Annotated in this window: 20 protein-coding genes and 1 pseudogene; 13 read left to right on the forward strand and 8 right to left on the reverse strand. The window is 53.1% G+C overall.

What is annotated here, in order from left to right; translation table 11 throughout:
• Nucleotides 1–29: 29 nt before the first annotated feature.
• The 5 genes from GWR55_RS08270 to GWR55_RS08290 all read right to left on the reverse strand — a co-directional run bounded on the left by GWR55_RS08270 (nucleotide 30) and on the right by GWR55_RS08290 (nucleotide 8,038).
• Nucleotides 30–3,380: a TonB-dependent receptor gene (locus tag GWR55_RS08270; RefSeq protein ID WP_162401844.1), complete on the reverse strand. Its 3,351-nt coding sequence runs from the start codon at nucleotides 3,378–3,380 to the stop codon at nucleotides 30–32.
• Nucleotides 3,381–3,839: 459 nt separating this feature from the next.
• Nucleotides 3,840–4,124 carry a hypothetical protein gene (locus GWR55_RS08275; RefSeq protein ID WP_162401845.1) on the reverse strand — a complete coding sequence of 95 codons (285 nt, stop codon included), beginning with the start codon at nucleotides 4,122–4,124 and terminating at the stop codon, nucleotides 3,840–3,842.
• A gap of 99 nt (nucleotides 4,125–4,223) precedes the next feature.
• Nucleotides 4,224–5,915 carry a sulfatase-like hydrolase/transferase gene (locus GWR55_RS08280; RefSeq protein ID WP_162401846.1) on the reverse strand — a complete coding sequence of 564 codons (1,692 nt, stop codon included), beginning with the start codon at nucleotides 5,913–5,915 and terminating at the stop codon, nucleotides 4,224–4,226.
• A gap of 206 nt (nucleotides 5,916–6,121) precedes the next feature.
• Nucleotides 6,122–6,316, reverse strand: coding sequence for a hypothetical protein (locus tag GWR55_RS08285; protein ID WP_162401847.1), 195 nt, complete (start codon nucleotides 6,314–6,316; stop codon nucleotides 6,122–6,124).
• Between the two features lie 228 nt (nucleotides 6,317–6,544).
• Entirely contained in the window at nucleotides 6,545–8,038 is a 1,494-nt protein-coding gene (locus GWR55_RS08290; protein WP_162401848.1) for a potassium/proton antiporter, read from the reverse strand.
• A gap of 175 nt (nucleotides 8,039–8,213) precedes the next feature.
• Between GWR55_RS08290 and GWR55_RS08295 the strand changes: the two genes are divergently transcribed.
• The 9 genes and pseudogenes from GWR55_RS08295 (at nucleotide 8,214) to GWR55_RS08330 (ending at nucleotide 17,362) form a co-directional block, all read left to right on the forward strand.
• Nucleotides 8,214–8,912, forward strand: a complete 699-nt coding sequence (locus tag GWR55_RS08295) for a glutamine amidotransferase (RefSeq protein WP_162401849.1) — start codon at nucleotides 8,214–8,216, stop codon at nucleotides 8,910–8,912.
• Nucleotides 8,913–9,260: 348 nt separating this feature from the next.
• Nucleotides 9,261–11,225, forward strand: a complete 1,965-nt coding sequence (locus tag GWR55_RS19480; RefSeq protein ID WP_162401850.1) for a DNRLRE domain-containing protein — start codon at nucleotides 9,261–9,263, stop codon at nucleotides 11,223–11,225.
• A gap of 88 nt (nucleotides 11,226–11,313) precedes the next feature.
• A pseudogene (locus tag GWR55_RS19250) lies at nucleotides 11,314–11,439 on the forward strand (phage tail protein); the annotation flags it as partial.
• Nucleotides 11,440–11,496: 57 nt separating this feature from the next.
• Nucleotides 11,497–11,847 carry a phage tail protein gene (locus tag GWR55_RS08305; protein ID WP_238398803.1) on the forward strand — a complete coding sequence of 117 codons (351 nt, stop codon included), beginning with the start codon at nucleotides 11,497–11,499 and terminating at the stop codon, nucleotides 11,845–11,847.
• A 43-nt stretch (nucleotides 11,848–11,890) separates the two neighbouring features.
• Entirely contained in the window at nucleotides 11,891–12,430 is a 540-nt protein-coding gene (locus tag GWR55_RS08310) for a phage tail protein (protein ID WP_162401852.1), read from the forward strand.
• Between the two features lie 53 nt (nucleotides 12,431–12,483).
• Nucleotides 12,484–13,017 carry a phage tail protein gene (locus tag GWR55_RS08315; protein ID WP_162401853.1) on the forward strand — a complete coding sequence of 178 codons (534 nt, stop codon included), beginning with the start codon at nucleotides 12,484–12,486 and terminating at the stop codon, nucleotides 13,015–13,017.
• 116 nt (nucleotides 13,018–13,133) lie between these two features.
• A complete protein-coding gene (locus tag GWR55_RS08320; RefSeq protein WP_162401854.1) occupies nucleotides 13,134–13,580 on the forward strand; it encodes an N-acetyltransferase in 447 nt (148 codons plus the stop codon).
• 3 nt (nucleotides 13,581–13,583) lie between these two features.
• Complete coding sequence (locus GWR55_RS08325) at nucleotides 13,584–15,803, forward strand: Ig-like domain repeat protein (RefSeq protein ID WP_162401855.1); 2,220 nt, start codon at nucleotides 13,584–13,586, stop codon at nucleotides 15,801–15,803.
• A 611-nt stretch (nucleotides 15,804–16,414) separates the two neighbouring features.
• Nucleotides 16,415–17,362 carry a sulfotransferase gene (locus GWR55_RS08330; RefSeq protein WP_162401856.1) on the forward strand — a complete coding sequence of 316 codons (948 nt, stop codon included), beginning with the start codon at nucleotides 16,415–16,417 and terminating at the stop codon, nucleotides 17,360–17,362.
• Here the strand turns inward: GWR55_RS08330 and GWR55_RS08335 are convergent, their stop codons facing one another.
• Genes GWR55_RS08335 through GWR55_RS08345 form a run of 3 tightly spaced genes read right to left on the reverse strand, consistent with a single transcriptional unit; the run spans nucleotide 17,363 to nucleotide 19,904 of the window.
• Nucleotides 17,363–18,529 (reverse strand): putative sugar O-methyltransferase, encoded by a 1,167-nt coding sequence (locus GWR55_RS08335; RefSeq protein ID WP_238398767.1) that lies wholly within the window; start codon nucleotides 18,527–18,529, stop codon nucleotides 17,363–17,365. It abuts the gene before it with no gap.
• Nucleotides 18,530–18,540: 11 nt separating this feature from the next.
• Nucleotides 18,541–18,837 (reverse strand): cytochrome c, encoded by a 297-nt coding sequence (locus GWR55_RS08340; protein WP_162401858.1) that lies wholly within the window; start codon nucleotides 18,835–18,837, stop codon nucleotides 18,541–18,543.
• Nucleotides 18,837–19,904: a hypothetical protein gene (locus tag GWR55_RS08345; RefSeq protein ID WP_238398720.1), complete on the reverse strand. Its 1,068-nt coding sequence runs from the start codon at nucleotides 19,902–19,904 to the stop codon at nucleotides 18,837–18,839. Before GWR55_RS08345 ends, GWR55_RS08340 begins: the two co-directional genes overlap by 1 nt.
• 150 nt (nucleotides 19,905–20,054) lie before the next feature.
• Here GWR55_RS08345 and GWR55_RS08350 point away from each other — a divergent pair, with 150 nt between their 5' ends.
• From GWR55_RS08350 to GWR55_RS08365, 4 genes are read left to right on the forward strand one after another with little or no spacing between them, the layout of a single operon-like run.
• Nucleotides 20,055–21,581, forward strand: coding sequence for a B12-binding domain-containing radical SAM protein (locus GWR55_RS08350; RefSeq protein ID WP_162401859.1), 1,527 nt, complete (start codon nucleotides 20,055–20,057; stop codon nucleotides 21,579–21,581).
• Nucleotides 21,582–21,624: 43 nt separating this feature from the next.
• On the forward strand, nucleotides 21,625–23,103 hold the full coding sequence (locus GWR55_RS08355) for a radical SAM protein (protein ID WP_162401860.1): 1,479 nt from the start codon (nucleotides 21,625–21,627) through the stop codon (nucleotides 23,101–23,103).
• Complete coding sequence (locus GWR55_RS08360) at nucleotides 23,104–24,495, forward strand: B12-binding domain-containing radical SAM protein (protein ID WP_162401861.1); 1,392 nt, start codon at nucleotides 23,104–23,106, stop codon at nucleotides 24,493–24,495. It begins immediately after the preceding gene.
• A complete protein-coding gene (locus GWR55_RS08365) occupies nucleotides 24,492–25,310 on the forward strand; it encodes a class I SAM-dependent methyltransferase (RefSeq protein ID WP_162401862.1) in 819 nt (272 codons plus the stop codon). Before GWR55_RS08360 ends, GWR55_RS08365 begins: the two co-directional genes overlap by 4 nt.
• Nucleotides 25,311–25,416: the final 106 nt, after the last annotated feature.

The following is a 25,416-nucleotide window of genomic DNA, read 5'->3' on the forward strand; positions in this document are numbered from 1 at the left end:
AATCATTTTCCTTATTAACGCAAGTTTCTTTAGAAGGTTATCTTTCCTGCAAGCTCTGTTATGCGGTTTCCGGTTGCATTGCCATTCGTAAAGTTGATGTGCCCGAAATCCGGACTTGTAACGTTGCCGTTCGGATTGCCGAATTGGGGGGTATTTGTAAGACTGAATGCTTCTGCACGCAGCTCCAATCCGACTCTTTCTGTAATTGCGAATTTTCGGAAGAGCGCACCATCCAGGTTGAAGAAGCCCGGTCCGATATAGGCGTTCTGCCCACTATTTCCGAGACCAGAAACGCCCGTTGTTGCGGCGGAAGGCTGACTGAAGGATGACGGATCGAACCACAGGCTCTTTCCCACTCCTTTCAGCTTATGAAAAGTTCCATCGGTGTTTGCCAGCTGCGTTCCGTTTCCTGGAGCATTCAGGCTGGCAGTGCTTGCTGTCACCGAGAAAGGTGCCCCCGATTCGAGCGACAGAACACCAGTAACCTGCCACCCTCCAACTACCCAGCTTGCCACTCCACTGTTGAGCCACTTCTTGCCCTTCCCGAAGGGAAGCTCATAGATGAAGCTTTGAACGAACGTATGTTTCCGGTTGTTTCCCAGCAATGAATAATTACGTGAGAAATCAGTATAAAAAGTTGTGCCACCTACACCACTTCCACTCGAGGTCGTATAGCCAAGCGCTTTCTGATAGGTATAGGAGGTAGTAGCGGACAGTCCATTCGTAAACCGACGATCCAGTTTTACCTGGAGCGAGTTGTAGTTCGATCCGGCCTGTTTGAAGATGTTCGTCGCGGCAGTTCTTTTGAACTGTGCGTACTCCGGTTGCCCCGCGGCACCGGCCCCGGCTATGAGTCCTGCATTCATGTTGTAGCCCTGAGGCTGCCGTATCCCGACGTTCCCGACATAAGCGACATCGAGCACGAATCCGCCCGGAAGAGCACGCTGTACGGCTGCATTGAAGGAGTGCGTGTAAGGAGCCTTCCAGTCGGTCGGTATGGTGTAGTAAGTCTGGGCAATCAACGAAGGCGTGTTTGCCGGAATAATTCCATTGGCAGGAATGGTGGCAATGATAGGTGCCGGGAACCCGGCCGCCATCGATGCTCCAGAACCATCCGGCGCCAATGCCTGGGTATAGGTACTCAGTGCCTGAAAGGAATTATTCTGCTTCAGAGGAAAATTGGTGGCATAAACATTCAGGTTATCCGGCCAGGATTGGTAGCTGATTCCATATCCTGCACGGACGACCGTTTTGTTATCGAGGCGATAGGCCAGGCCGAAGCGAGGAGCGAAGTAGTAGTATCGCGTCTTCATGCCGAGGTTCGCAGGATTGCCGCCAATTCCGGCGATAATCAATGAGTTCGTCGTGGGATCGTAGTTCGAATAATCCCCGTTATGGCGCGCCGTTGGCGGAACGTAAAGCTCCCACCGCAATCCAGCGGTTAATGTGAGTTTCGATGTCGCCTGCCATGTGTCCTGGCCAAAGGCAAACACCTGTGACTCTCTCCACGAGGCGTCTTTTACATTAACATCGCGCCCTACTTCATTCGGGATATCCAGAAGGAAGCTCGCGAAATCATTTGCCTGACCCGTTTTTGGCGCAGTTCCGGAGGTAGCCTTCAGTCCAGTCTGTCCATCGCGGAACCGAAAGACACCTCTCTGTCCGAAGACCTGCCCTTGCTGAAGATCATCGCGAACACGACGGTAATTTACGCCGAACTTGAAGCTGTGATTTCCCTTGATCAGGGTCCAGTTATTCGAGAGGTCGATGTTGGTTTCGCCACGGTTCCAGGGATAGGAGGCACCCGTGCCGAGCATCGGAGAGGAGAAGCCTGCGATATCAATTCCAGTCATGCCGCTTGTCAGTTGGTCGACATTGACTCCGGGAATGCCCACCGCCGTTGAAGCCGTTGTGCCATAGCCAACGGGAAGAGCGACATTTTTGTAATGGTTGAGCCCAAGGCGAATCTCTGTCAGCAATGTCGGAGCAAAGACATGAGTGTAGTTGAAGGCGGTGTTGTATGCGGTCTGCGTTCCATGCGCGTTATTCGCTCCCTGCGCAGGCCCACCCACAGATCCAAAGATTGCCTCCTGGTTCTGGTCAACCTTTTGCCAGCTATAACGGTAGGAGAGGTGATCCTCCCCATGAGGATTGGCATCGGCTTTAACATCGAAAGAATTCGTGTCACGAGTGAAATGGGTGTTCTTGGAGTAGTTATTCGTTAGGCCCGCTCCGGGAACATTGGGGAGCGGGACGAGAGCCAGAATATTTTTGGCGATCGGACTGATCCTTGCAGGATCGATGACATTAAGGCGGCCTTGATAGTTGAACTGAGACCTTCCCGTCCCATTGGGATTGCCGGTTTGGGGGTCATAGATATTGAAGCCACCCGCACTTAGGTCTCCGTTACGAAATGCGGCGGTGGGTACAGTAATCGTATTGAACTGTCCCTGGTGATCGGCAACATGGAGGTAGTCGCCAAAGATAAACAGTTTGTTACGGATGATTGGCCCACCGATATTGGCTCCGTAGTAATTGTAGGTCGTTACCGGATTGGGGCCAGTTTGGAAGTAGGTCTTGGCGGCCAATGCACTCACACGATTGAACTCGTAGGCCGCGCCGTGAAAATCGTTCGTGCCTGATTTCAAAATGATGTCGGTTACCGCTCCACCCACTCTTCCAAACTCAGCCGGATAGTTGCTGGTCGATACACTTACACTCTGAATCGCTTCGCTGGGAGGAATGAGAACCTGCAGCAGGCCGGAACGTTCATTATCGTCAATTCCTTCGATGACGGTGTTGTTGGCAAGTCGAGACTGGCCATTGACCTCGGTAGAAAGGGACGCCTGCGCATTGAAGAAGTTGGAGTGCTGAAGATGCGGTTTTGTGGCGCCCGGCACAAGTGCAAGCAACCCCTGTACGTTTCGATTCGTTGTGAGTGGAAGGTCCTCTGCCTGATGAGAGGAGATATCTATTCCAACATCCGCCCGGTCCGTCTTGAGGGCTTCGGGGGCTGAAGAGATGGTAATGCTTTCTGTCGCGGAACCTACTTCGAGCGTCAGGTCAACGCGCATGGTCGTATTGACCAAAAGCAATCTGTTTTCGATCTTGGCCTGCTTGAAACCATTTTGTACTGCAACGATGTCATAGGTGCCAGGCTGCAGGGCTTCGAAATCGAAATTGCCACTCTCGTTCGTTTGAGCGCTTTTGGTCACTCCGCTCTTTGTCTCTGTAATGGTTACTGTCGCACCGGGAATGGCTGCTTTGGTTGGATCTGTAACCGTACCCACCAGATTTGCATTGACCGCTTGCCCGAACCCTATACAGGAGCACGCCAGCAATAGCAGGGTAATCCCCCCGGAGAGATAGAAACGTCGCATAACAAGTGCCTCCAGAAATTTGATCAGCGAGAGAAAATAACTATCCTTTGCGAAACGGGCTAAACCCTAACAGCCAGACAAGTGGAATGTCAACGATAGTTCGGGGTCTGTACTATTCAAGTTTTAACGAGGATGATCATAGATACGCCCCATTTCAAATTGGGATGCTCGTCCAAGAAACACCCACGTGCGGACCTCGAAATTAAGCTTCACGTGGCCGCCCTGACGCTCGCAAGGTATTACGAATGAGCGAGCCTCCAACGCCAAAGACTTCCACTACATCGTTTCAGCTATCTCTTCACGGCAAAATACTCAACCTGTATTTAGAAGTCGCTAACACCCTCCAGGTTTGCCCGCCAGGCGTCACCAAGTCGAAGGGTGCGATCGTGTTGCGAGTGCCTTAGTTCGTGTGTGGCCTTTTCGGTTCCGAAACGAGGTGACCCATCCGACAACGCGAGATTAGCAGCCACGCGGCAATTCACCGATGAACGGGCATGCCTGTGCGATCGCTGGGTGAACCATCATTGTGTCTTCAGAAGCCGTCCCATCAACGGCTCCAGCAATGCTTTCCAGACGACCCAGTGCAAGCCATGTCCGTCTGGCGTCCGTGCGGGGTGTGACGATCGGGAAGGCCGGTTCATCGCTGTCGAGCAGACAGAAGAACCCGAGTAGAGTGACCCGCTGCCCACTGATGTCGATCAGCTTCGTTGCGATAACATCCTGCGGCGAGATCAAGCCGCCCATCAGCCGGTTGAGAGATTTGTTCTAGCGCCGCTGCAGATTCCATTCGATACAAAATCAACGACGGCCGTGATGGATGCTGTACGTCTTTCAACGCATCGTTCATAAATAGCTGGCGTATTCCCTGAGAGCTTCTGGATATTGCCTCTTCCCTTTGCGCTGTTCCATGAGCAGCTCCCGCAAATGCTTTTCGATCTTCCGCGTGCTGCGATCGCGATGGGCGGGATGAGCCAGGTTAACCTGTTCCAGCGGATCGTCGGTCAGGTTGTACATCTCGAATTCCGCCGGTTTCGGCTTGCTGTACTGTTTGTCTTCATCCACAACGTTGTATTGGAACGGGCTGGTCCAGAATTGGGGATTATCGAAATAGCGAGCGTATTTCCAGATCTGAGTCCCACTGTCCGTCTCGATCATGGTGAACACCGCCTCCACATGATTCGGTTGAATGACCGAGGTATACGGTTTGCCTGTCATCATGGTCGTCTGATTGAGGCCGGAGCTGATCTCGTCATCCGTCATAAAATACAGCGGTTCGGCGCGGTCACGGTTCGCCTTGCCCAGAAGCGCGGGGGCAAGGCTACGCCCGACCAACGGACGCGCATCGGTGTGAGTCTTCGCCAATTCGGTACGCACTTTCTCCGGATCGATGCCGGCGAGATCGAGCAGGGTAGGCAGAAGATCCACATGTGTCGACAAGAGATTGGCTGATTGCGGTTCCTTAAAAAGAACCGGGTTGGAGAAGATAAGCGGCACATGCACGGATTCTTCGTACATGTTGTGCCACTTCTGCTGCATCCCTCCATGCGCGCCCAGTTGATCGCCATGATCTGCGGTAAACACCACGATGGTGTTCTCGAAGAACGAGGAGTTTTCGAGCGCGCGATACACCTTCTGAATATGGGAGTCCACTTCCTTCTGCAGGTAGTAATAAAACTGGCGGTATTCCTGCACAGTGGGCTGCGGGGTGAGCATCTTCGGATAAACGTCTACGTAGCTCTTCTGGCAGCTCGGTTTAGTGTCCAAATTTTCACGCTCGGTCTTGGGCTTCGGAATTTCCGGAACCGGACCTCGCGTGTAGGGTAATCCGAACTTTTTCCATGCGGCCCCGAAGAAGACAATATCGTGGGGGTTTACGAACGAGCTCACCATCAGCCACGGTGGAAGCGGCGAACGCGACTTCTTCCTCTCCTTATCAAGCATTTCGACCTGTGCCACAACTTCGCGGGCGTAGAGTGGATCACGACGCGTTCCGGAATTTGCCAGCTTGGGGCCATGCGGCTCAGGGCCGACCCACCCATCAAAGCCATATGAGTCCAGCCGGTTGGCGCGCCGGTAGATATCTGCGATCTCCGGAATGGGCTTGCCGGCATCGGTCGAACTATCGATGGATTCGTGAGTGCCCCCCATCACGATATCGGCATGCGAAAAGTGCCACTTGCCCTTGTAGTACGTGCGATAACCACCCGCGCGAAAGTATTCTCCGAGCGTCGGTATGGTATTCGCATCGAGCCAGAACATGTCCGGATCAAAGGAACCTTTCGCGGCTCCAGCTGTCTGGCTCACACCGTGCAGCGAAGGGTATTGGCCGGTGAACAGGGTCGCGCGGCTGGGCTGGCAGGCCGTGGACGATGCATAGTGCCGGTGAAACTCCATCCCTCGGGAACGCATCCATTCCTGTGCCTGAAGGCCGCGCTTCAGATACTGCTTCACTTCCGGAGTTTCATAGCTCACAGGATAACGTTGCTGATCCACCATGATTATCAGAAAGTTCGGCCTGCTTCCGCTCAATTTCATGAGTTCTCCTTTTCATTAGCACAGGATTTACAAGGAATCCCATTCCGCAATGTTTGTTCCTGCGTCCCTAAAATTCGGGGGAACAGGATTTAATACATTGATAAATACAGGGTGCGGTGAAAGTCGTATCGCGTACGAAAAACGCATCGAACCTGAGATTCGCATTCGGAGACATGACGCAGGTCCGAGAGTGCCTGGCGTCATAGTCACTCAGGGCATCTCTGATGGGTGCTATAGACGTCGCCAGCCGTACCATTCTTCGTATTCACTTCCGGCAATACGAGGATGTCAATCCGGTTATCTGCGACAACCATTGCAGTGGCTTCGACAATATCGAGGAAGCGCGCGTTGGTAGGGTCGCAATCCTGCATATTCCAGTTAAGGATTCGGGCGTTCGGCATGCTTGAATCAGATCTCAGCTTTCGTAAAGCTCAACAAGGCTTCAGACAAATTCACTTTTCAGCCGAGCCATCGCAATGGTCTGCTTCTTTCGACAACAACGGTAACATGGCAGTGGGTGGAACATAAACCACATCAGCAGATAGCCGTTTTAAAACGAGCTGAATGCGGTACCGCATTACGGTCGGCAACCAGAGTTCCTGACGGTTCGACGCGTTCTTCTTCTGGCGTCAGAATGAGGCTTCCGGGTCGTGCTCGACGGGAGGGGCTTTGATCATAATGGAACGGACTTTTCCCAGAGCTTCCTGATCGGCTAATACCGAAAGGATGTCTCCGGCCCTGATTGTTGTACTGCCTCGCGGTACCAGATGCTCGTTCTTTCTTGTCACCAGCATGATATGAGCCTCGCGCGGGAGATGGAGGGCAACAAGCTGCCTGTCCACAGCGTTTGATCCTTCACTCACTGTTATTTCGACGACCTGGCCCTGCTCTTCTCCAGCCGGGAGCATCTCTAAAGGAAATCTTCGGTCAGTAGCGGGCAATGGCTTCTGCAACTTCAGCTTCTGCGCAAGCCATCCAATCGTGGTTCCCTGCAGGAGCAAAGAAATCGATACCGTGAAAAAGACGATGTTGAAGTAGATCTCCGCATTCTGCACTCCCTCAAGCAGCGGAAAAGTCGCCAGAACAATGGGGACCGCTCCTCTCAGACCGATCCATGAGATCAGGATCTTGGGGCGTAATCCGACCTTCCCGAAGGCGAGGCTGATAAAGACGCCCAGAGGACGTGCAACCACGACCAGAAACAGCGCAAGAAGCACAGAAACTCCCATGACTGGCAGCAGTCTCGACGGATAAACCAGAAGACCTAAAACCAGGAACAGGATGATTTGCATAAGCCATGCAAGACCGCTGTGGAATGTCGTCAGGCTGCGGCGATGGACGAAGTCTCTATTTCCCATCACCACCCCAGTGAGATAGACGGCCAGAAATCCGCTTCCTCCCAATGCCGTAGTGACTCCGTAGCTGAACAGAACGATGGCTACAGTTAGGGCTGAATAGAGTCCCTCCGCGTCCAGATTCAATCGATTGATGAGGGGCACTGCTGCTCTTCCGATTGCCCAACCTGCCACGCCGCCGATCAGCATCTGTTTTAAAAACAGCAATACCAGCAGCCAGGGACTTTGGCCAGGAGATTGGATCAGATGAATGATTCCGACCGTCAGGAAGACGGCCATGGGATCATTGGTGCCCGACTCCAGTTCCAGGAGCGGCTGGATTCTGCCCTTCAACGAGATTCCCTGAGAGCGCAAAACCGAGAAGACCGCAGCGGCATCGGTCGAGGAAACGATCGCTCCCACGAGCAAGCCATGGAGCCAGTCGACGCCGAGCAGCACTGTGGAAAACCAGCCTACGATGATTGCCGTAATAAAGACGCCAATCGAGGCCAGACTCAAGGCTTGCCACAATACTGGCGCGACGACACGCCAGTTGGTATCCAGGCCGCCCGCAAAAAGGATGAAGGCTAGTGCCACCACGCCGACGGATTGAGCCAGACCTGCATTATCGAAGGGAATGCGGCCCGGTCCCTCCGATCCAGCCAGTATCCCAATCAAAAGAAACAACAGTAATGCCGGCACCCCGAGCTTACTGGACGCCTTGCTCGCGACCACCCCCAGTGCGAGCAGGATCGCCATGATAATCAGGATTTGCTCGATCGTCAGCATGTCTCGTCCATCATAATCAGGCAGGCTCTCTCTTGAGATCGATAGGGCCGGAGAAGCCCTAGCATCACGGAATACGCTCTGGTCGTGGAAGCTATCTATCTGCCGTCAGGCATTCCTTTCGGAGGGAACGAGTACTCTTTAGAGCTGTGACGACTATACCGGGAGACGCAATCGCATGAAGTCTGTTGTAGCTATTCGGCATGTTCATTTTGAAGATCTGGGTTTGTTTCATGGGGTTCTGCAGGCGGCCGGATATGAGGTGCGCTATTTAGATGCTGGAACTCATGATCTCTCCGTGGTCGATTCATTGTCCCCAAACATCATGGTCATACTAGGAGGACCTGTGGGAGTTTACGATGACGAGACCTATCCATTCCTCCTTGAGGAGCGGAGGCTTCTTCAGCGAAGGCTTGCCTCCAATCTCCCAACCGTCGGCATCTGCCTTGGAGCACAACAAATTGCAGCGGCTTTAGGTTCCCGGGTTGCTCCCAGCGGCGGCAAGGAGATCGGTTTTGCTCCTGTTTCGCTCAGCCCGGACGGAAGAGTCAGTGCGCTTCGTCATCTCGAAGGGGTTCCAGTGCTCCACTGGCATGGAGACAATCTGGAACTGCCCATGGATGCGACCGTGCTGGCATCGACACCGCTGTGCCCAAATCAAGCCTTTTCCATCGGCGCCAATATCCTTGGGCTACAGTTTCACCCTGAGGCTAACCCAGCCAACCTGGAGGCGTGGCTGATTGGACACGCGGCAGAATTGGCCTCGGCAGGCATCGATCCCCGCCAGATTCGCAAAGATGCGAAAGATGATCAAGGGGCTCTGGTTGGTTCCGCAACCAGAATGTTCCAGGAATGGCTCGCGAATATCTCCGCCTGAGAGATGTTCTCTATGTCTGTCTGTAGAGTTGCGTGACCATCGGAAATATTGTCTGCGCATTAACGGGATCCTTTCCCATCTCTTTCAAATCGGATCCAGCCCCTCGGCGGGTGGGCCTTCGATGGCATTTGCGGCAAAACGGCTGACGCCGTAAAGATAAGTCAAAATCCCCCCGGACACCATTCCCCTAAATGTGTATTTTTTTTGGCCGCGTAACGCGCCACTGTGTGAGGTGCGCTCAGGAAACATCTGACTTATCTTTCCCCTTGCAAGAAAGCGAGTTAAAGTGACCTGCGCGACAGATTGACCTTTTGAATTTCCCGATTCTGATCGATAAGAGGAGTACCCGTGCCTGCGCTGAGACTTTCAGGCTTTGCTCGTATTTTTGCCTTGTGCCTTTGGCTGGGTTTCTACAATGTTTCTGCACACGCCACTGAGGCCCCCCTGGTCGCAGATGCCCACGTCAGTGCGGCTCGATCCGATGTCAATCTGGGCTACATGTCCAATTTGTATGTTGGGAACGGCAATACAGCCTATCTGCAGTTCGATCTCAGCAGTTTGCCAGCCGGTATTACCTCGACCCAGATATCTCGAGCGACTCTCACGCTGTTCGTCAATCGCGTGTTTACGCCCGGATCTCTGACACTTGCACCGGTGACCGGTGCATGGTCTGAATACGGTATTACCGCAGCAACAGCCCCCGGCGCGGGCGCAGCTACTGCCACCACTCCTGTTTCGGCCGCGGGACAATATATTACCGTCGATGTCACCTCGCTCGTGCAGGGGTGGATTACAACTCCCGCCAGCAACTACGGCGTGGCTCTTGCTTCATCCGGCGCCAATGTACTTCTGGACAGCAAAGAAAACGATCAGACGGGACACGCTGCATATCTCGATGTGACGGTCGTTTCGGTCGGACCGCAAGGAATACAGGGTCCTGCTGGCCCACAGGGCGTTCCCGGAACACCGGGCCCGATCGGCCCGCAAGGAGCTGCCGGACCAACAGGACCGGCTGGCCCAATTGGCGCAACCGGCCCGGCCGGACCGTTCGTTGGCGGTGCATGGTCGGCGAGCGTGACCTATCCAGCAGGTTCCGTGGTGTACTATTCGACCGACGGAAATACCTACGTTGCTCTGCAGGACAGTACAAACGTCGTTCCCGGAACTGACCCGACATCTTGGCGTGCGACCTCTGGTGTCGCTGGACCGACAGGCCCCGTTGGACCTCAAGGGCCACAAGGTATCCAGGGACTTATAGGCCCGGTTGGCCCACAAGGAGCGACTGGTGCGCAGGGCATACAGGGCCCACAAGGTATACCAGGGGCCACAGGCCCCGCCGGGCCGCCAATCTCCTTTCAGGGGACGTGGAATAGCGCAAAGATCTATTCCATAGGAGATACCGTTGCGGAGAGCGGAACAAGTTATATCGCGCTCGCAAACAATTTCAATGTCGATCCCGCTATCGATGTATCAGGCCCAGGCGGTACCTGGGCTGTTTTGGCACAGAAGGGTATTGATGGTGCAACAGGTTCCACAGGCCCACAGGGACCTCAAGGCATCCAGGGAAATATCGGCCTCACAGGCCCTATGGGCCCTCAGGGACCGATAGGGCCAACAGGCCTTCAGGGCATACAGGGGGCCACAGGACCACAAGGACCTCCAGTCAACTTCCGCGGCACATGGCAAAGCTCGACGATGTATTCCATCGGAGACGCAGTTGCGGAGAGTGGCACGAGCTATATCGCGCTCGCTTCCAATCTGGCAATTGACCCCGCGACCGACGTAGCAGGCTCTGGGGGCGTATGGGCTGTTCTCGCTCTGAAAGGCGCCGATGGAGCAACCGGGCCTACGGGACCAACCGGAGCGACTGGAGCGACCGGCCCACAGGGACCGGCAGGACCACAAGGTCCGCAAGGTCCTGCAGGAGGCAGTTCAATCGGTGGTGCAGGCCACAATATGGCTACCGCTGCGGGAACAATTTATTTCAATCCAAACTCGAATGGTACTGCGACAGCCACGCCGAATGGTCAAAATAGCTTGAGAGCTTCTGCTAACTGCACCGCCTCATTAAACGTGACTGCTTATGCAACGACAGGGGTCACCTACAGTTTGGTGAAGTTGACTCCCAATGCCGGCGCTCAGGCTCTAACGACTGGAGCAACCCTCGATACCTGCTCCCCATCGGGTGGCTCTGCTCCGCAGACCTGCACTTTAAGTGCGAGTCTTTCTCAGGGTGACATCGTCACACTTCAGGTTGTAACACTCGCAGCAACTTCAAATCCACCGTTCTACACATCATTCGTCTGTCAATAATGTTTGACAGGGCAGGTTCATGGCTATTGGCGTTCATGCAACGTCATGGCTCTTTCATCAGGAAATTGACTGACAAGGAGAGTAATAGATGTCTGATCAATATCTAGGCGAGATTCGACCGACGGCGTTCAATTTTGCACCCGTCGGCTGGGCTCTCTGCCAGGGGCAAATTCTTCCAATCTCTCGATACACTGCACTTTTTTCTCTACTGGGAACATATTTCGGGGGAAACGGTACCACTACATTTTCCCTCCCTGATCTTCGAGGAAGAGTGGGGATTGGCCTTGGAACCGGTACTGGTTTAAGCCCTTATACGATCGGCGAAAGCGCTGGCGAAGAGAACGTTTCTCTCACTCTGAACCAGATACCTCTTCACAGCCATCTAGCGTCTGCCAATGCGAATCCTGGAGGGAATACATCGCCTCAAGGTTCCGTATGGACGCAGGTAAATGACGGCGCCGGAACAAGCTATAACGACTACGCTCCTCCACCGCCGAATGTAACGATGCCGCCGACGACCCTCAGTCCCACGGGAGGGAGCCAGCCGATGAACATTCTGCAGCCATATCTGACCCTCAATTACATCATTGCCCTCGAGGGTATTTTCCCGCCGCGTCCGTAATGACTACTGTTGCATGAGTTTTTGTGGCTCAAGGAGAGATTTAATGGCTACACCTTTTTTAGGCGAGATTCGGGAAGCAGCGTTCGGTTTCGCACCTCCAGGATGGCTGCCTTGTGATGGACGCCTGTTGTCAATATCAGAAAACGATACGCTTTACGCCCTTTTGGGAACTACGTATGGCGGCGACGGCATAAACACCTTCGGAATTCCCGACCTGCGAGGACGTGTCGCTGTCCATCAGGGCAAATTGAATGGAAACTCCAGCACCTACGTCATAGGACAGATGGCTGGAACAGAACAAGTAACGATTCTGCCTTCACAGATGGCGGCACACACACACGCAGTCAATGTCAGCACCGAAGTTGCGACGCTCAAGGCTCCCACCTCGAATGCAACATGGGCACAAGTGACACAGGACGGTTCCACCATCCTGGACGGCTACTCAGCACCTCCAGGAAATGCCTCTCTTGCACCCGCCACGATTTCTTCTACAGGTGGGAGCCAGCCCTTCCCAATTTTGCAACCTTATCTGACGGTAAATTACATGATCGCTGTCGCGGGAGTATTCCCAAGTCAGGGCTAACCACTTGCGGTGGGCTTTAGAGTGCAGCGGCAAAACCGAAAAGGAGTTTTGAGATGGCAAATTGGTATCTGGGAGAGATCCGGGCTGTGAGCTTCAATTTTGCGCCGCGTGGATGGGCGCTTTGCAATGGCCAGGCGTTGCCGATTGCGCAGAACCAGGCCTTATTTTCGCTGCTTGGAGTGCAATTCGGCGGCAATGGGACCACGAACTTCAACCTTCCTGACCTTAGAGGGCGCACCTCTGTAAGTTGGGGGCAGTCCACTTTGGGAACGAACTATACCGAGGGAGGAACGGGGGGAAGCGAAAGTATAACGATGACGGCACAGCAGCTGCCCGCCCACACACATATCGTAGCTGGAAGCAATGTCGACGCCACCCTCGCCGATCCGACAGGCGATGTATGGGCAGCAGGGTCGGATAACAGTGGGACACCAGTTCTCGCGTTTACAGAAAACAAGCCAAACGCGGTCATGGATCCCTCCGCCATTGCCCAAACTGGCAATAGTGCTCCCATCCCCGTCGTGCAGCCATACCTGGTAGTCAATTACATCATCGCGACGACGGGAATATATCCCTCGCGGCAATAAAGCAGGACCGGCCAGACACACGAACCCGCATGTCAGCAGCAGCGATCCATTCCGTAGATTCCAGGAGCATCCATCATGCTCTCCGTATCGCTTGCGATGAAGATGCCTCTTTCCTTTTGGCTCTCTTCGTCGAAAGGAATTCACCGAAATTCGCGGCTCTGGAATGGGATGACATCCAACTTCGCCCGGTCCTGCAAATGCAGTATCGGGCACGCATAAAGGGATTTGCTCAGCAGTTTTCCGGCCTGCAGGATTTCGTAATTTGCGACATACAGCAGCAGCCGATTGGCGAGCTGCTTCTAAATCATAGCGCCGGCGAGATACGGGTTGTCGATCTATGCATTTCGAGTGCGTACCAGGGTCGAGGAATTGCGACACAGTTGCTGTCGGAGCTGCAATATAAGGCTGCGACAAAGGCAGCCATGATCACACTCAGCGTCGATCATGGAAATCCGGCTCGAAGGTTATACGAACGGCTTGGATTTCAGGAAATAGCAAGCGATGCTCTCCAGGTAGAGATGCATTGGAGAGCTACCGATAGTAAATCGGCGAATAAAGGTTGATTGATGCGTAAGTTAACGAAGAAGTTCCTGCAAAAAACGGCTCCGTCCATTGCATGCGCGTTTTTTTGTGGAGCGACGCCTCTGCTGGCCCAGGGCATTCTGTCCGTCACCCCTGGCAGATCCATCGCGACGAACACGGGAACTCGAGTCGTCGGTTATGGCGGCGATGGAGGGACAGCCACATCGGCAACCCTGGCCTCCCCCTCAGCCACAGCATACGATACAAATGGAAATCTCTTTATTGCGGATACGCAGAATCACGTCGTTCGTAAAGTATCTGCCGATGGCACCATCACAACGGTTGCCGGCAACGGCACTGCGGGATTCGGCGGTGATGGCGCAGCCGCCACGCAGGCGTATCTTGACACTCCGACCGGCGTGGCAGTGGATAGCAGTGGAGATATCTACATTGCAGATTCGCACAACAACCGTATCCGGAAGGTTGCAAATGGTGTAATCTCTACGATCGCAGGAACAGCGACCGCCGGATTTTCGGGAGATGGAGGGGCGGCGACCTCTGCGCAGCTGTCGCTTCCCTCATCCGTTGCTGCAGACTCAGCAGGCAATCTCTATATTGCAGATACAAATAACCAGCGTATTCGTAAGGTTGCTGGAAACGTCATCACAACGGTCGCGGGCAATGGGAATGAGGGCTTTGCGGGTGATGGCGGAGCAGCGGTAGCTGCTTCACTCGATTTGCCGACAGGAGTTGCAGTCGACAGCTCTGGGAAGATCTATATAGCGGATCAGCACAATCATCGAGTCCGGGTCGTAGATCCGGCAGGTAAGATATCTACGATCGCAGGCAGTGGCACCACCGTAACCTTCGCGGGTGGCTACTCCGGGGATGGAGCGAATGCAGCGGCTGCTCTGCTGGCGAAGCCAAGCGGTGTCTCTGTCGATAATGCAGGAAATGTCTATATCGCAGATACGAACAATCAACGTATTCGTCAGGTCGGGAATGGAACCATTGTGACGCTTGCCGGCACAGGGCAACAGGGCTTTGCTGGGGATAGCGGAATAGCAACCAGTGCTCTTCTGAATGCGCCCAGAGGAGTTACGGCAGATGCCTCAGGAAATCTGGCGATTGCAGACACCTTAAATGAGCGAATCCGTAACAGCAAATTGCCATTATTGGCTTTTGCGCATCAGCCTGTGGGTACTCCCTCCACACCCCAGACCGTAACGCTCACAAACATCGGCAATGCTCCGATTACAGTTTCACAAATAAATTTTATTGGGGCCTTTACGACGGCGAGCGGCGGAACATGTTCAACTGCTCCGATTATTCTTGCTCCAGGCGCAAACTGTACTCAAAATATTGCGTACCTTCCACTTGCCTCAGGCGCAACTGACGGATCTGTGTCCTTTGGAGGCGCTGACATTGCACCGCAGCGAATTCTTCTCAACGGTTCAGCCGAACAATCCTCCACAACAACATCGCTTGTGACAAATGCTTCGCCAAGCCTGCTGGGGCAACCAATTATGTTTACAGCCACCGTAGCTGCAGCAGGATCGGCAACGGGTGTAATCACGTTTCACGATGGCCCTGCTGTGCTCGGCGCACCGTCGCTTATCTCTGGTTCGGCATCCGTGACGACCAGCACGTTATCCGCAGGATCGCATACTATTACGGCTGTTTACGGCGGCGACCCTAATTTCATTGGAAGCAGCTCCCCGATCCTCTCGCAGGTTGTTCAGGATTTCAGTTTCAATCCTGTTTCCGGCGCCGACACAGACCAGACAGTTCAGCCTGGACAAGCAGCGACGTATAAATTCTCGCTCCAGCCTGTATCCAGCGCATTTACCTTTCCGATTACCTTATCGGCCACCGGACTGCCTCCGGGAGCGACCGTAGCATTTTCTCCCCAGACCTTTACCCCAGGTCCGACGGGAACCAATTTCTCTATGGTCGTTACGACCCCAGGCATTACTGCATCACTGCACAGGACCTTGAGCGGAAGCGGTATTCTGATTGCTATATTCTTCATCCCTTTCTTCGACGTGTCACGTAAGAGGAGTCAAAAGATAAAGCCCCTTCTGCTGAGTGCCATTGCACTGGTTGGATTGGCAGCAATCACGGGGCTGACCGGTTGTGGCGCGGGTAACGGTTTTTTCAGTGAGACTCCGAAAAATTACACCATTACTGTGACCGGAACAGCGGCGGGGCCCCAGAACACCACCTTGCAACACACCACTTCAGTCAGGCTGACCGTGCAGTAAATAGGGTAGGCTCAAGCCGAACCTTCGCCGCTAGAGTGTCAGCAGGTATGGATGGAATACTATGCCCCATCGACTTTAGCGATTAGCTGTTGCCTTGATTTACCAAGTTAGTTCCCTGCTCTGCCAGGATCTATCTGTCGGTACAGGTGACTTTATCTGGATGCATCTCATGGCCATTGGGCGTGGCACTGCGCCATAATACCGACTGTGCCACCGAAGCCACCTTCCGGTATCCAGATGAATCCACGAGCGATTTTCTGTGTCGATCAGATGTGCGAGAAAGTGTGGCCCGGGCTCCATCTGTTCACTTGCCTGGTCGAACCACTCGCCGCAGGGTGTAACCTCTACGGCCCATTCCAAATTCAATTGGATCAGCCAGCGTTCCGCCTCCTCTTTCAATTGATAATCGGCGACGTCCAGACTTTATACGATACGACGCCATCTGCCCCTACAACCGATCCCTCTGAGGCCAAAAAAATATGAGTGAGCGACGGAAAAAGATATTCAAATGACACTTTGAAATTCTTGTTCCGGTATTGTCGATTGTCGATATGACTTCCATGGCGCTGTAGGCCACGTAGATGATTATGCAGTCATCCTGGGATGCTTTGATGAAATTGCCCAATTTCTTTATCGTCGGTGCTCCAAAGGCTGGAACTGATGAACTTTATTACTATCTGGACCAACACCCGCAGATTTTCATGAGTCCGTTGAAGGAACCATGCTTCTTCTCAAACGAGATCCGAATTGAGAACTTCTCAGAGGAGTTGCAGCCCGCGGCAAGGGCATCGGCTCAAAGCCTAAGCACCTATCTTAATGGCGGGGCAGCTCAAAAGCGTTTTGGAGGCATGATAACTTCCATCGAAGATTACAGGGCTATTTTTGATGGTGTGAGGGATGAGATCGCAATTGGGGAAGGGAGCGTTTCATATCTGTGGTCCTCGTCAGCAGCAGGCTTGATCGCCAAAACAATTCCGCATGCGCGCATCATTATCGTCCTAATGGACCCCGCCGAACGAGCGTTTCATCAATATCTCAAGAGTCTGTCGGATAGAAATGTAACTCATCCTTTCCATATTCATCTTGAAATGGCTCTAAGAGATCGACAGGATAGAATCAACATCTATCATCCGTTCCTTTCATTCGGGAACTATACAGAACAGGTACGCCGCTTCAAAGAACGATTTCCTTCGAACCAAATTCATCTATCCCTTTATGAAGACCTACAGTTTGACTATCAGTCCTGGTTCAAAAGCATTCTCTCCTTCCTGCAGGTTGATGACGCTTTTGTCCCGAAGCCGGTAGCAGTTCCCTCCACGCCTCACTTCTCCCGATATAGCCAGATAGGGAAATACAGTAGGGTCAAGGGCTTTGGTTCTTTATCAAAACTCATTCCACGGTCTTTGAAATTGAAGCTGAAAGATTCTCGCCTTCTGCGAGGAGGAAAGCCATCGCTTTCTCAGGGAAGTCGGGAGATATTGGTCAACTACTATAAAGAAAATATCCTCGAACTCGAGGAACTTATCGATCGAGACCTCTCGGCGTGGCTTCGCATATGATCATTGATCTCTAGATATCTCATATAGCAGCTCGCACTGGAGATGATCTCGCCTGCATGGCCCATGCAGGTAATACTCCTTTTTATCTATCAGCATAAGACCACGGGATTCGTCGATCAACTGCTGAAAATGGCTGGCGGCATCACGCATCCCCTGGTAGAGAAAGTATTTTTTGGTTAGATGTCGCACGTGTTCCAAGTACACCATCAATGCATTCTCATCTAGATCCGACATTGCGTGCGCGCTAAATACTATATCTGCAAAACATGATGGTATCCTGGGCAACTCAGATAGGGGCATCAATACAATGTCATAATCATCAAGGTCGGAGACGCTCATCGGCGCCTCGCCATAAAGTAGAATTCTCTTTTCTGGAAAATTTCGAAACAGGTAATAGGCTGCCAGAGCGAGGCTCTCAGGAAGATCAAAGTTCCAATATTTCAACTTCGGTGAGTCGCGCAACAGATAGTACGCCATAGCCCCATAACCGCCTCCAATCTCGGCAATCAAAGCATCACTCTTCTCGGTGATATCGGTAATTCTCCGAGATCCGTAATGCTGATGCTCTGCTCCATTCGCGATGAATACGCCATCCAACACGATTCCAAATGGATTGCCCACATTTGGTCCTCGAAGGTCGCAGAGATCGTATTCTCCTGATGTAAGATTCCGCCATCGGTCAAGACGCGATAAAGCCTCTACAAGATATGCACTTTTATGAAGGGCCGCTAATGCCCGCGAGGGCGTAGCTGTAATCAGCAGGTTCTTGCCTACCAGGCCATCGCTGCAGGAGTCACGAAAGAAATTTGCGTACATTCGTTGCAAGGCGGTGATATCGCCCATCGTTAAAGCCGCGATCACATGCCGAAGACTTGTGCGCTGCAATATCTTCCACCACGCTGTAGGCGTGTAGACTTCCTGGACCGGCGCACACGTAGCTGCTCGGTAGGCCCTGCAGATTCGGCGCAAGATCTGTTCATCGCATGGACCAGTGTCATCCCGAGCCAATAGTCCTTGCTCAACCAAGGCAAGCTGAAATCGTGCATCGCCTTTGTAATGCCATAGGCCCTCAAAACCGCGCCGCGCTGCTGTGGCATGCAATCGAAGCAGTAACCCCAGGCCGCGTGCGGCGTGGAGAGGATGACGAAGGTGGCGCGTCTTCAGCATCTTTGTCACATCTACGGATTAAAGAACCGCAGGAGAGCTTGCGCATCTCTTTCGCTCAGGTTTGCACGCACACGCATATGTCGGACAATGCTGCCTGCAATACGCGGCGAGAACCCGTCGGGCGGGTTATGACATCGCGAACAGTTCTGCATAAAAACGCGTTCACCTTCGTTCATACGCACAGGCTGTTGCGCCTGCTTCTTCTGCGGTGTCGAAGCTTGAGTTTGCGAAGTCGACGTCGATTGTCCCAATACGACGAAAGGCATGGTGAAAATCCCAGCGAGAACGATCCATCGGAGCAGATTCATTACTTCTTTCCCTTCCAGGCTGGGAACAGAAAACGGTAGACAATGCCGGTCTGCCAGATGTTCCTGTTACCTGATTCCGAAAATTGTCTTGAATAGCTGGTATTGATTCGCACGTTGTGTGGTAGATGGTAGTCAAGACCGAAGTCAGCTCGCTGTGTATCCTTTGAAGGTAGGCCATCCGTAGGATCTGGCGCATTTCTGAAAACCTGCTGCAGACGAAAGACGGGCTCAAGCCTCCCAATTGCGCTCTCTGCCCCTCCGAAGCGTGAAAGACGGTAATCCGTCTCGACCCAGTAGCCGTGGGCATGCGTCGTATGGGCATACTCCGAGCGCATCTTAAACGCTGTATTGGGAGGTAGCCACCAGATGTGGAATCCGACCGCATCCGAATTACTGCCCTGCAACAATCTGCCATAGGACACTCCGACCTCAAGCCTAGGCCTCGGCAGATAAGCATTCACGCGTAAACCGGTTGACCGTGACGCATTGAACTGCTCATTTGCGCTGCGTGCGGAAAAATATGCGGTGTAGTCGATCGAAACCTTCCCGTTGGAGTATGCATTACCGCGCAGCATGCCACCAAGGCCTGCGCCAGTTCCCGTTCCAATAGGAACAATCAGTGGGGCATCCTGAAAATTGCTGATCCAGATGGGCGACAGGCGTTCTGTGTAGGTTCCAAAGGGGGACAAAAAGCTGCCAGCGACAATAGTCAAATGTGAGGTCGCTAAATAGTTAGCCTGAAGGTATGTAAGAGCTACAAAGTGACTCGTATCGTATCCCTTACTTCCGTTGGGGAAAAATGCTTCAAGCAGATACGCACGAGATTCCACTTGCAGACGCTTCGTAATGGGTGCCTGGATCAATGGAGAAATTGCGGGAATATATGTGGTATTGCCGCCATTCGTACTGGTGAAAAAGCCGACACCTCCTGAGATAAGAGGCGTTTCCTGGGCACATGTTGGTCGGCCACATAGAAGGGCAGCTACCGGAATCGCAAGCAGGCGTCCGGCACGCATAGCTCTGGTTCGCAACGTGTTTTGCTTTTGCGATTTTGCAAAGGACAACATGGCATCAATCTAGATTTCACGGCATTGATGGGATGTCATCTGCATGTCGGAAAATTGTCATTTCCGTGGAGCACAACGCGGAACAAAGCAAAGACAATATCGAGACAAACGGCTGATAATTCCTCGGCCTGTTCTACCTAGACTCCATTCATGGTCACGGAGAAAACGCGGCGCCAATCGCGGAAGGTCGTCTTCTTCTTCCCTTCCTTCGCCAGTTCGGAGGCCACCGCGCCTCTAGGCATTCTTGCCGTTTCCACGCCGCTGCTCCGTGCCGGCTACGATATCGTTCTTATCGATTCAACTATTACCCCCAATTTCAAACAGCGCGTCCTCGACGAAATCAAGGACGCATTCTGCTTCTGCGTGTCTCTGGTTACAGGGCCGATGATCCGCGAAACCGTGGACATCGCCAAGGCGATCAAGGAGTGGGACCACGACTTTCCTATTATTCTTGGCGGCTGGCACCCATCGCTCCTGCCAGGTCAAACGTTGGAAGCTCCTTATATCGATTACATCGTTCGCGGTCAAGGTGAAGACAGTCTTCTTGAATTAATACGCCATATTGAATCCGGCGCCGCACCAGACTTTATCTCAGGCATAGGCTTCAAGCGTGACGGCAAGCTTATTTTCACGCAAGAGCGGCCATTACGCCCACTAATAGAGATGCCGCCTAAGGCATACCATCTTGCGGACTTTGACGCTTACGAGCGCAAGTGCGGCCGCAGATGGGCGATGTATACCTCAAGCCTTGCTTGCCCATTTAACTGCGCTTATTGCACGAATTCCGGCGTGTACGGCCGTAAGTGGAACGCCCTTCCACCAGAGCAGTTTGTGGAGGAGACTGTTGATCTCAGTCGCCGCTATGCGCTCGATATGATCTGGGTCGTTGACGACAACTTCCTTGTAGATATGGACCGCGCCCGCGGCATTGCAGAAGGCCTCGTGCGCGAAAATTCGCACTACACGTGGAGCATACAGGCCACCAGCAATGTTGTCGCACGGCTAACACCACACGATCTACGCATGCTTCGGCGTGCGGGCTTACAGCAAATATGTCAAGGGGTCGATTCCGGCTCTTCGACTGTACTCAAAGCCATGCACAAGGACTGGCAGGACTTCGAATCGATCTATGAGAGCGCAGCACGTTGCCTCGAGGCAGGTATTCGCCCTTCTTTCAATATTATTTTTGCGTTTCCTGGCGAAGGACGTGCAGAGCGCCGCGAAACCATTGACTTCATGATGAAGGTCTGCCGACGTTATCCAGGTGCAGAGTTCTGGACCAATATCTTTACTCCCTACCCTGGCTCACCGATCTTCTCCAGGACAACTGAGCTTGGTATCGATCCGCCGGCATCCCTTGAAGCATGGGCCGACTACTTTCCCCGTTACACCAGGCTTCCCTGGCTCAATGGCAAAGAACATCGCCGACTCCAGATCACAAGAGACTATCTGCGCCTGGCATTCGATCGTATTCCAATTGGTGCTGATCGGCGTGGCAGGGTGACACGTCTTTTGCAGAAGAGCATGTCATTACCAGCACGGTGGCGTCTCGACCACGATCTCTACAATGCGCCCCTAGAGCTATGGGTCAATAACCGCATCAAGAAACGCATCGCAGCCAAGCCTGCCGTAGATGCCAAACGACTTGCAAGAACACCGGAGGAGGCCGCGTGCTGACGGTCTGCTTGAAACCAGCTCGACGACTGCAAGGAGGTAGTCCATGGTTGACGTCCTGCTGACTCACTCCTACCACCTGAATTTTGATCCCAAACAAGTTCGAAAGATGCAGCCATATCGCCCTCTGGGGACGCTTTTTGCGGCATCCACTTTGCGCGAGCACGGATGCAGTGTCACCCTCTTCGACACGATGTTATGTAGCCCGGATGAGTTGGCTCGCGTTCTTGACGAACAATGTCCAAAGATACTTGTTATTTATGAGGATGACTTTAACTTCCTCACCAAGATGTGCCTGAGTCGCATGCGCGAGGTTGTCTGGAAGTTCGTGGATATGGCGAAGCAACGATCGCTTCCAGTCATTATTCATGGCTCCGATGCCAGCGATCACCCTGACCTGTTTCTCAATCGCGGAATTGACTATTTGCTGCTGGGAGAGGCGGAGACCACACTCGCCGATCTTTGCGATGCAATCCTTATGGGCAAGACACCTGACAATCTCCCCGGGCTTGTTCAACGAAATGATCAAGGAGAAATTGTCCGGCCGAAGCAGACTCTCTTATCTAATCCATCATGGTCACACCTCTCACCCCCGAACGACCTTATCGATTTTTCACAATATCGGGAAGCTTGGATCACTGCGCATGACTACTTTTCCGTCAACATGGTAGCCAGCCGCGGTTGCCCATATCGCTGCAATTGGTGCGCTAAGCCTATCTCAGGTGACAAATTTCAACTTCGTTCCGCAACTGATGTTGCCGAAGAGATGCGTCTGCTTAAGTCGAGCGCCGGCGTTCAACATATCTGGTTCAGCGATGATGTCTTCGCACTCAGTCATCAGTGGACGCAGGAGTTTGCGCACGAGGTCACAGCGCGTCATGCCGCGTTACCGTTCAAGATCCAAAGCCGAGCTAATCTAATGACAACTCAGGTTGTCGGTTGGCTAAAAGAGGCAGGCTGTGTCGAAGTCTGGATGGGCGTCGAATCTGGATCACAAAAGATCCTCGATGCCATGGACAAAGGAATCACTATCTCTCAGATTGAGGAAGCCAGAGAGAGACTGAAGAGTGCTGGCATTCGTGCTTGCTACTTTCTTCAATTTGGCTATCCTGGCGAACATTTGACTGAGCTTCAACAGACTATCGCGCTTGTACGTAAGACCCGCCCTGACGATATAGGAATTTCATTCTCATATCCCCTGCCCGGCACAGTCTTCTATGAACGCGTTCAGGCCCAACTGGGCTCGAAGCGTAACTGGGTCGCAAGCGACGATCTCTGCATTCTCTTCCAAGCGGAGTATTCCACAGACTTTTACTATGCCGTTCGCGAGGCTCTGCATGCAGAGGTTGACAGTTGGACAGATGACACACCGGAGGTTGTATACCGTGTGCAATGTCTCTGGGATGAGGTTCAGAAGCTTGAAACATCCGAACGTCAGAAAAACCATCAGAGCGGCGACAACACCCGGAGGTATTCAACTGGTTTTGTGCACACAGAACAGCTGACGAGGACGGCGGAGGCATAGATGCGCGATCTACTTCTTGCTCACGGCTATTTTTTGATGGAAGACCCAAAGGAGCGCGTCATCATGAAACCCTATGCTCCCTTGGGAATCCTCTATCTCTGCTCGCACCTCCGCTCCAAAGGCTTCAGAGTCGATGTCTATGACACCACCTTTTCCACGAAGGCAGACCTCCTTCGCTTTTTACAAAGCGAGGAACCCTCCGTGCTCGGTCTCTACGCAAATCTGATGACGCGCGTCAATGTCGTTGAAATCATCGAGGCCGCGCGACTCTTCGGATGGACTGTCATCGTCGGTGGCCCCGAAGCCGGCTCCTATTCATTGGAATATCTGCAGGCGGGCGCCAACTTCGTTGTCTTTGGAGAGGGCGAAAACACACTCGAGGAGCTTCTGCTCACAATCAAGAACCGCGGGAGTGATTACACCTGCATCCGGGGTCTCGCCTATCTTGACGCCCAGGGACAACATCATCAGAACGCTCCACGCGAGCAGATATCGAACCTCGACCTTCAGCCGTGGCCCGCTCGCGATGCTATCGATTTGCAACGCTATGTAAGCACCTGGCGCGAGCATCATGGCATGGGGTCAGTCAACTTCATAACAGCGCGAGGCTGCCCCTTTTCCTGCAAGTGGTGCAGCCATGGTGTCTATGGCCAGTCCCATCGCCGTCGCACTCCCGCTAGGGTCGTGGACGAGGTAGAGTGGCTCCTCGAAACTTATTCCCCTGACATGGTATGGATCTCTGATGATGTCTTCACCATCAATCACGAGTGGATACGCAACTACTACCAGGAGATGCAGCGAAGACAGATTCGAATTCCGTTTGAATGTATCTCGCGTGCGGATCGCCTTACGCCGGAGATGATGGATCTGCTTGCGGAGCTCGGATGCTTTCGCATCTGGATCGGTGCAGAAAGCGGCTCGCAACGCATCCTCGATTCCATGGGACGTGGCGTCAAGCTTGATCAGGTTCATCGCGCTGTGGAGATGTGTCGCGAACGCAAGGTGGAGAGCGGTATGTTTCTTATGTGGGGCTATGAAGGAGAAGACCTCGAGGATATCGAAGCCACTATCAGTCATGTCTCGAGATCTAAACCGGACATCTTCTTTACCACCGTCTCCTACCCTATCAAGGGAACGCCGTACTACAACAAGATCTCGGAAAAACTTATCCAGATTGCGGCCTGGAGTAAGACCTCCGACCGCGAACTGCGTATACGCGGCAGGCACAGCCGTAACTTTTATGCTCACGCAGATCGCCTTCTTCGAGAGGAGGTCGCTCTCGCACGAGCGATAGAGACGTCCGCAAATGCCATCGATATTGCAGCGATGCGGCAAAACATTCATGAATCCCGTTCCGCAATGATGGCTTTGTCGCATGAGGTAGAACAATGACCTTAGTGACTCCTCAAAGAACGGCGGCCGCAGCGGCATTCGACCATCTCGCAGTTGATTATGATGCGGTCTTTACTCATTCTTCCATTGGGAGTGCACAGCGGGCTGCTGTCTGGGAATGCGCGAAGAGCATCTTCACTCCTCACAGCCGCCTACTGGAGCTGAACTGCGGCACAGGAGAGGATGCGATCCACTTTGCAGAGCAAGGCTTCAACATAACGTCCTGCGACATATCACCTGCCATGATCTCGCAGGCACGAAGAAAAGCCCTACAGACTCACACAAACGATCACATTCGGTTTTATGTTCAGGCAAACGAGAAGATTGGCGACCTGCCAGAGAAACATCCGTTCAGTGGGTGCTTTTCCAATTTTTCAGGGCTGAACTGTGTTAAAGACCTCAATGGCCTGTCATCGTCGCTCGCTCCAATGCTACTTCCCGGTTCGCCCCTTTTGTTCTGCTTTTCGACGCGATATTGCCTCTGGGAGATCGCTTGGCATCTGCTTCGCGCGGATCTGTCTCGCTGCAGCCGCCGCTGGAGCGGATACCACGAGACGACACTCGGCGACACCATCCTTTCAGTCTATTATCCAACCTGCAGAGAAATCAGTCGCAGCTTTGCCCAAGACTTCCGATTAATCGCCGTCTACGGCATTGGCATCACGGTCCCTCCATCTTATGTAGAGCCTTGGATTGCAAAACGCCCAGGCCTGCTGCAAACTCTTCAAAGAATTGATACAGCCATCTATCGCCTGCCGATGATTAATCGACTCGGAGATCACATGTTGTTGCATCTCGAGAGGTTGCACTCATAATGGCCCAAGACACTCTCATCTCTTCACAGTATGCCGCCCTTAACGGGTTCAGGCTTCGCTGTCCTCGCTGTGCTGCACCATTCGAATGGTCCGAGAAACAGGAAGA

Source organism: Edaphobacter sp. 12200R-103 (genome assembly GCF_010093025.1).
GTDB lineage: Bacteria > Acidobacteriota > Terriglobia > Terriglobales > Acidobacteriaceae > Edaphobacter.

What these genes read in the sequence shown, in the direction of transcription:
- GWR55_RS08270 (WP_162401844.1), bottom strand. Translation starts at nt 3,380, where the DNA reads ATGCGACGTTTCTATCTCTCCGGGGGGATTACCCTGCTATTGCTGGCG.
- GWR55_RS08275 (WP_162401845.1), bottom strand. Translation starts at nt 4,124, where the DNA reads ATGGGCGGCTTGATCTCGCCGCAGGATGTTATCGCAACGAAGCTGATC.
- GWR55_RS08280 (WP_162401846.1), bottom strand. Translation starts at nt 5,915, where the DNA reads ATGAAATTGAGCGGAAGCAGGCCGAACTTTCTGATAATCATGGTGGAT.
- GWR55_RS08285 (WP_162401847.1), bottom strand. Translation starts at nt 6,316, where the DNA reads ATGCCGAACGCCCGAATCCTTAACTGGAATATGCAGGATTGCGACCCT.
- GWR55_RS08290 (WP_162401848.1), bottom strand. Translation starts at nt 8,038, where the DNA reads ATGCTGACGATCGAGCAAATCCTGATTATCATGGCGATCCTGCTCGCA.
- GWR55_RS08295 (WP_162401849.1), top strand. Translation starts at nt 8,214, where the DNA reads ATGAAGTCTGTTGTAGCTATTCGGCATGTTCATTTTGAAGATCTGGGT.
- GWR55_RS08310 (WP_162401852.1), top strand. Translation starts at nt 11,891, where the DNA reads ATGGCTACACCTTTTTTAGGCGAGATTCGGGAAGCAGCGTTCGGTTTC.
- GWR55_RS08315 (WP_162401853.1), top strand. Translation starts at nt 12,484, where the DNA reads ATGGCAAATTGGTATCTGGGAGAGATCCGGGCTGTGAGCTTCAATTTT.
- GWR55_RS08325 (WP_162401855.1), top strand. Translation starts at nt 13,584, where the DNA reads ATGCGTAAGTTAACGAAGAAGTTCCTGCAAAAAACGGCTCCGTCCATT.
- GWR55_RS08330 (WP_162401856.1), top strand. Translation starts at nt 16,415, where the DNA reads ATGAAATTGCCCAATTTCTTTATCGTCGGTGCTCCAAAGGCTGGAACT.
- GWR55_RS08335 (WP_238398767.1), bottom strand. Translation starts at nt 18,529, where the DNA reads ATGCTGAAGACGCGCCACCTTCGTCATCCTCTCCACGCCGCACGCGGC.
- GWR55_RS08340 (WP_162401858.1), bottom strand. Translation starts at nt 18,837, where the DNA reads ATGAATCTGCTCCGATGGATCGTTCTCGCTGGGATTTTCACCATGCCT.
- GWR55_RS08345 (WP_238398720.1), bottom strand. Translation starts at nt 19,904, where the DNA reads ATGTTGTCCTTTGCAAAATCGCAAAAGCAAAACACGTTGCGAACCAGA.
- GWR55_RS08350 (WP_162401859.1), top strand. Translation starts at nt 20,055, where the DNA reads ATGGTCACGGAGAAAACGCGGCGCCAATCGCGGAAGGTCGTCTTCTTC.
- GWR55_RS08355 (WP_162401860.1), top strand. Translation starts at nt 21,625, where the DNA reads ATGGTTGACGTCCTGCTGACTCACTCCTACCACCTGAATTTTGATCCC.
- GWR55_RS08360 (WP_162401861.1), top strand. Translation starts at nt 23,104, where the DNA reads ATGCGCGATCTACTTCTTGCTCACGGCTATTTTTTGATGGAAGACCCA.
- GWR55_RS08365 (WP_162401862.1), top strand. Translation starts at nt 24,492, where the DNA reads ATGACCTTAGTGACTCCTCAAAGAACGGCGGCCGCAGCGGCATTCGAC.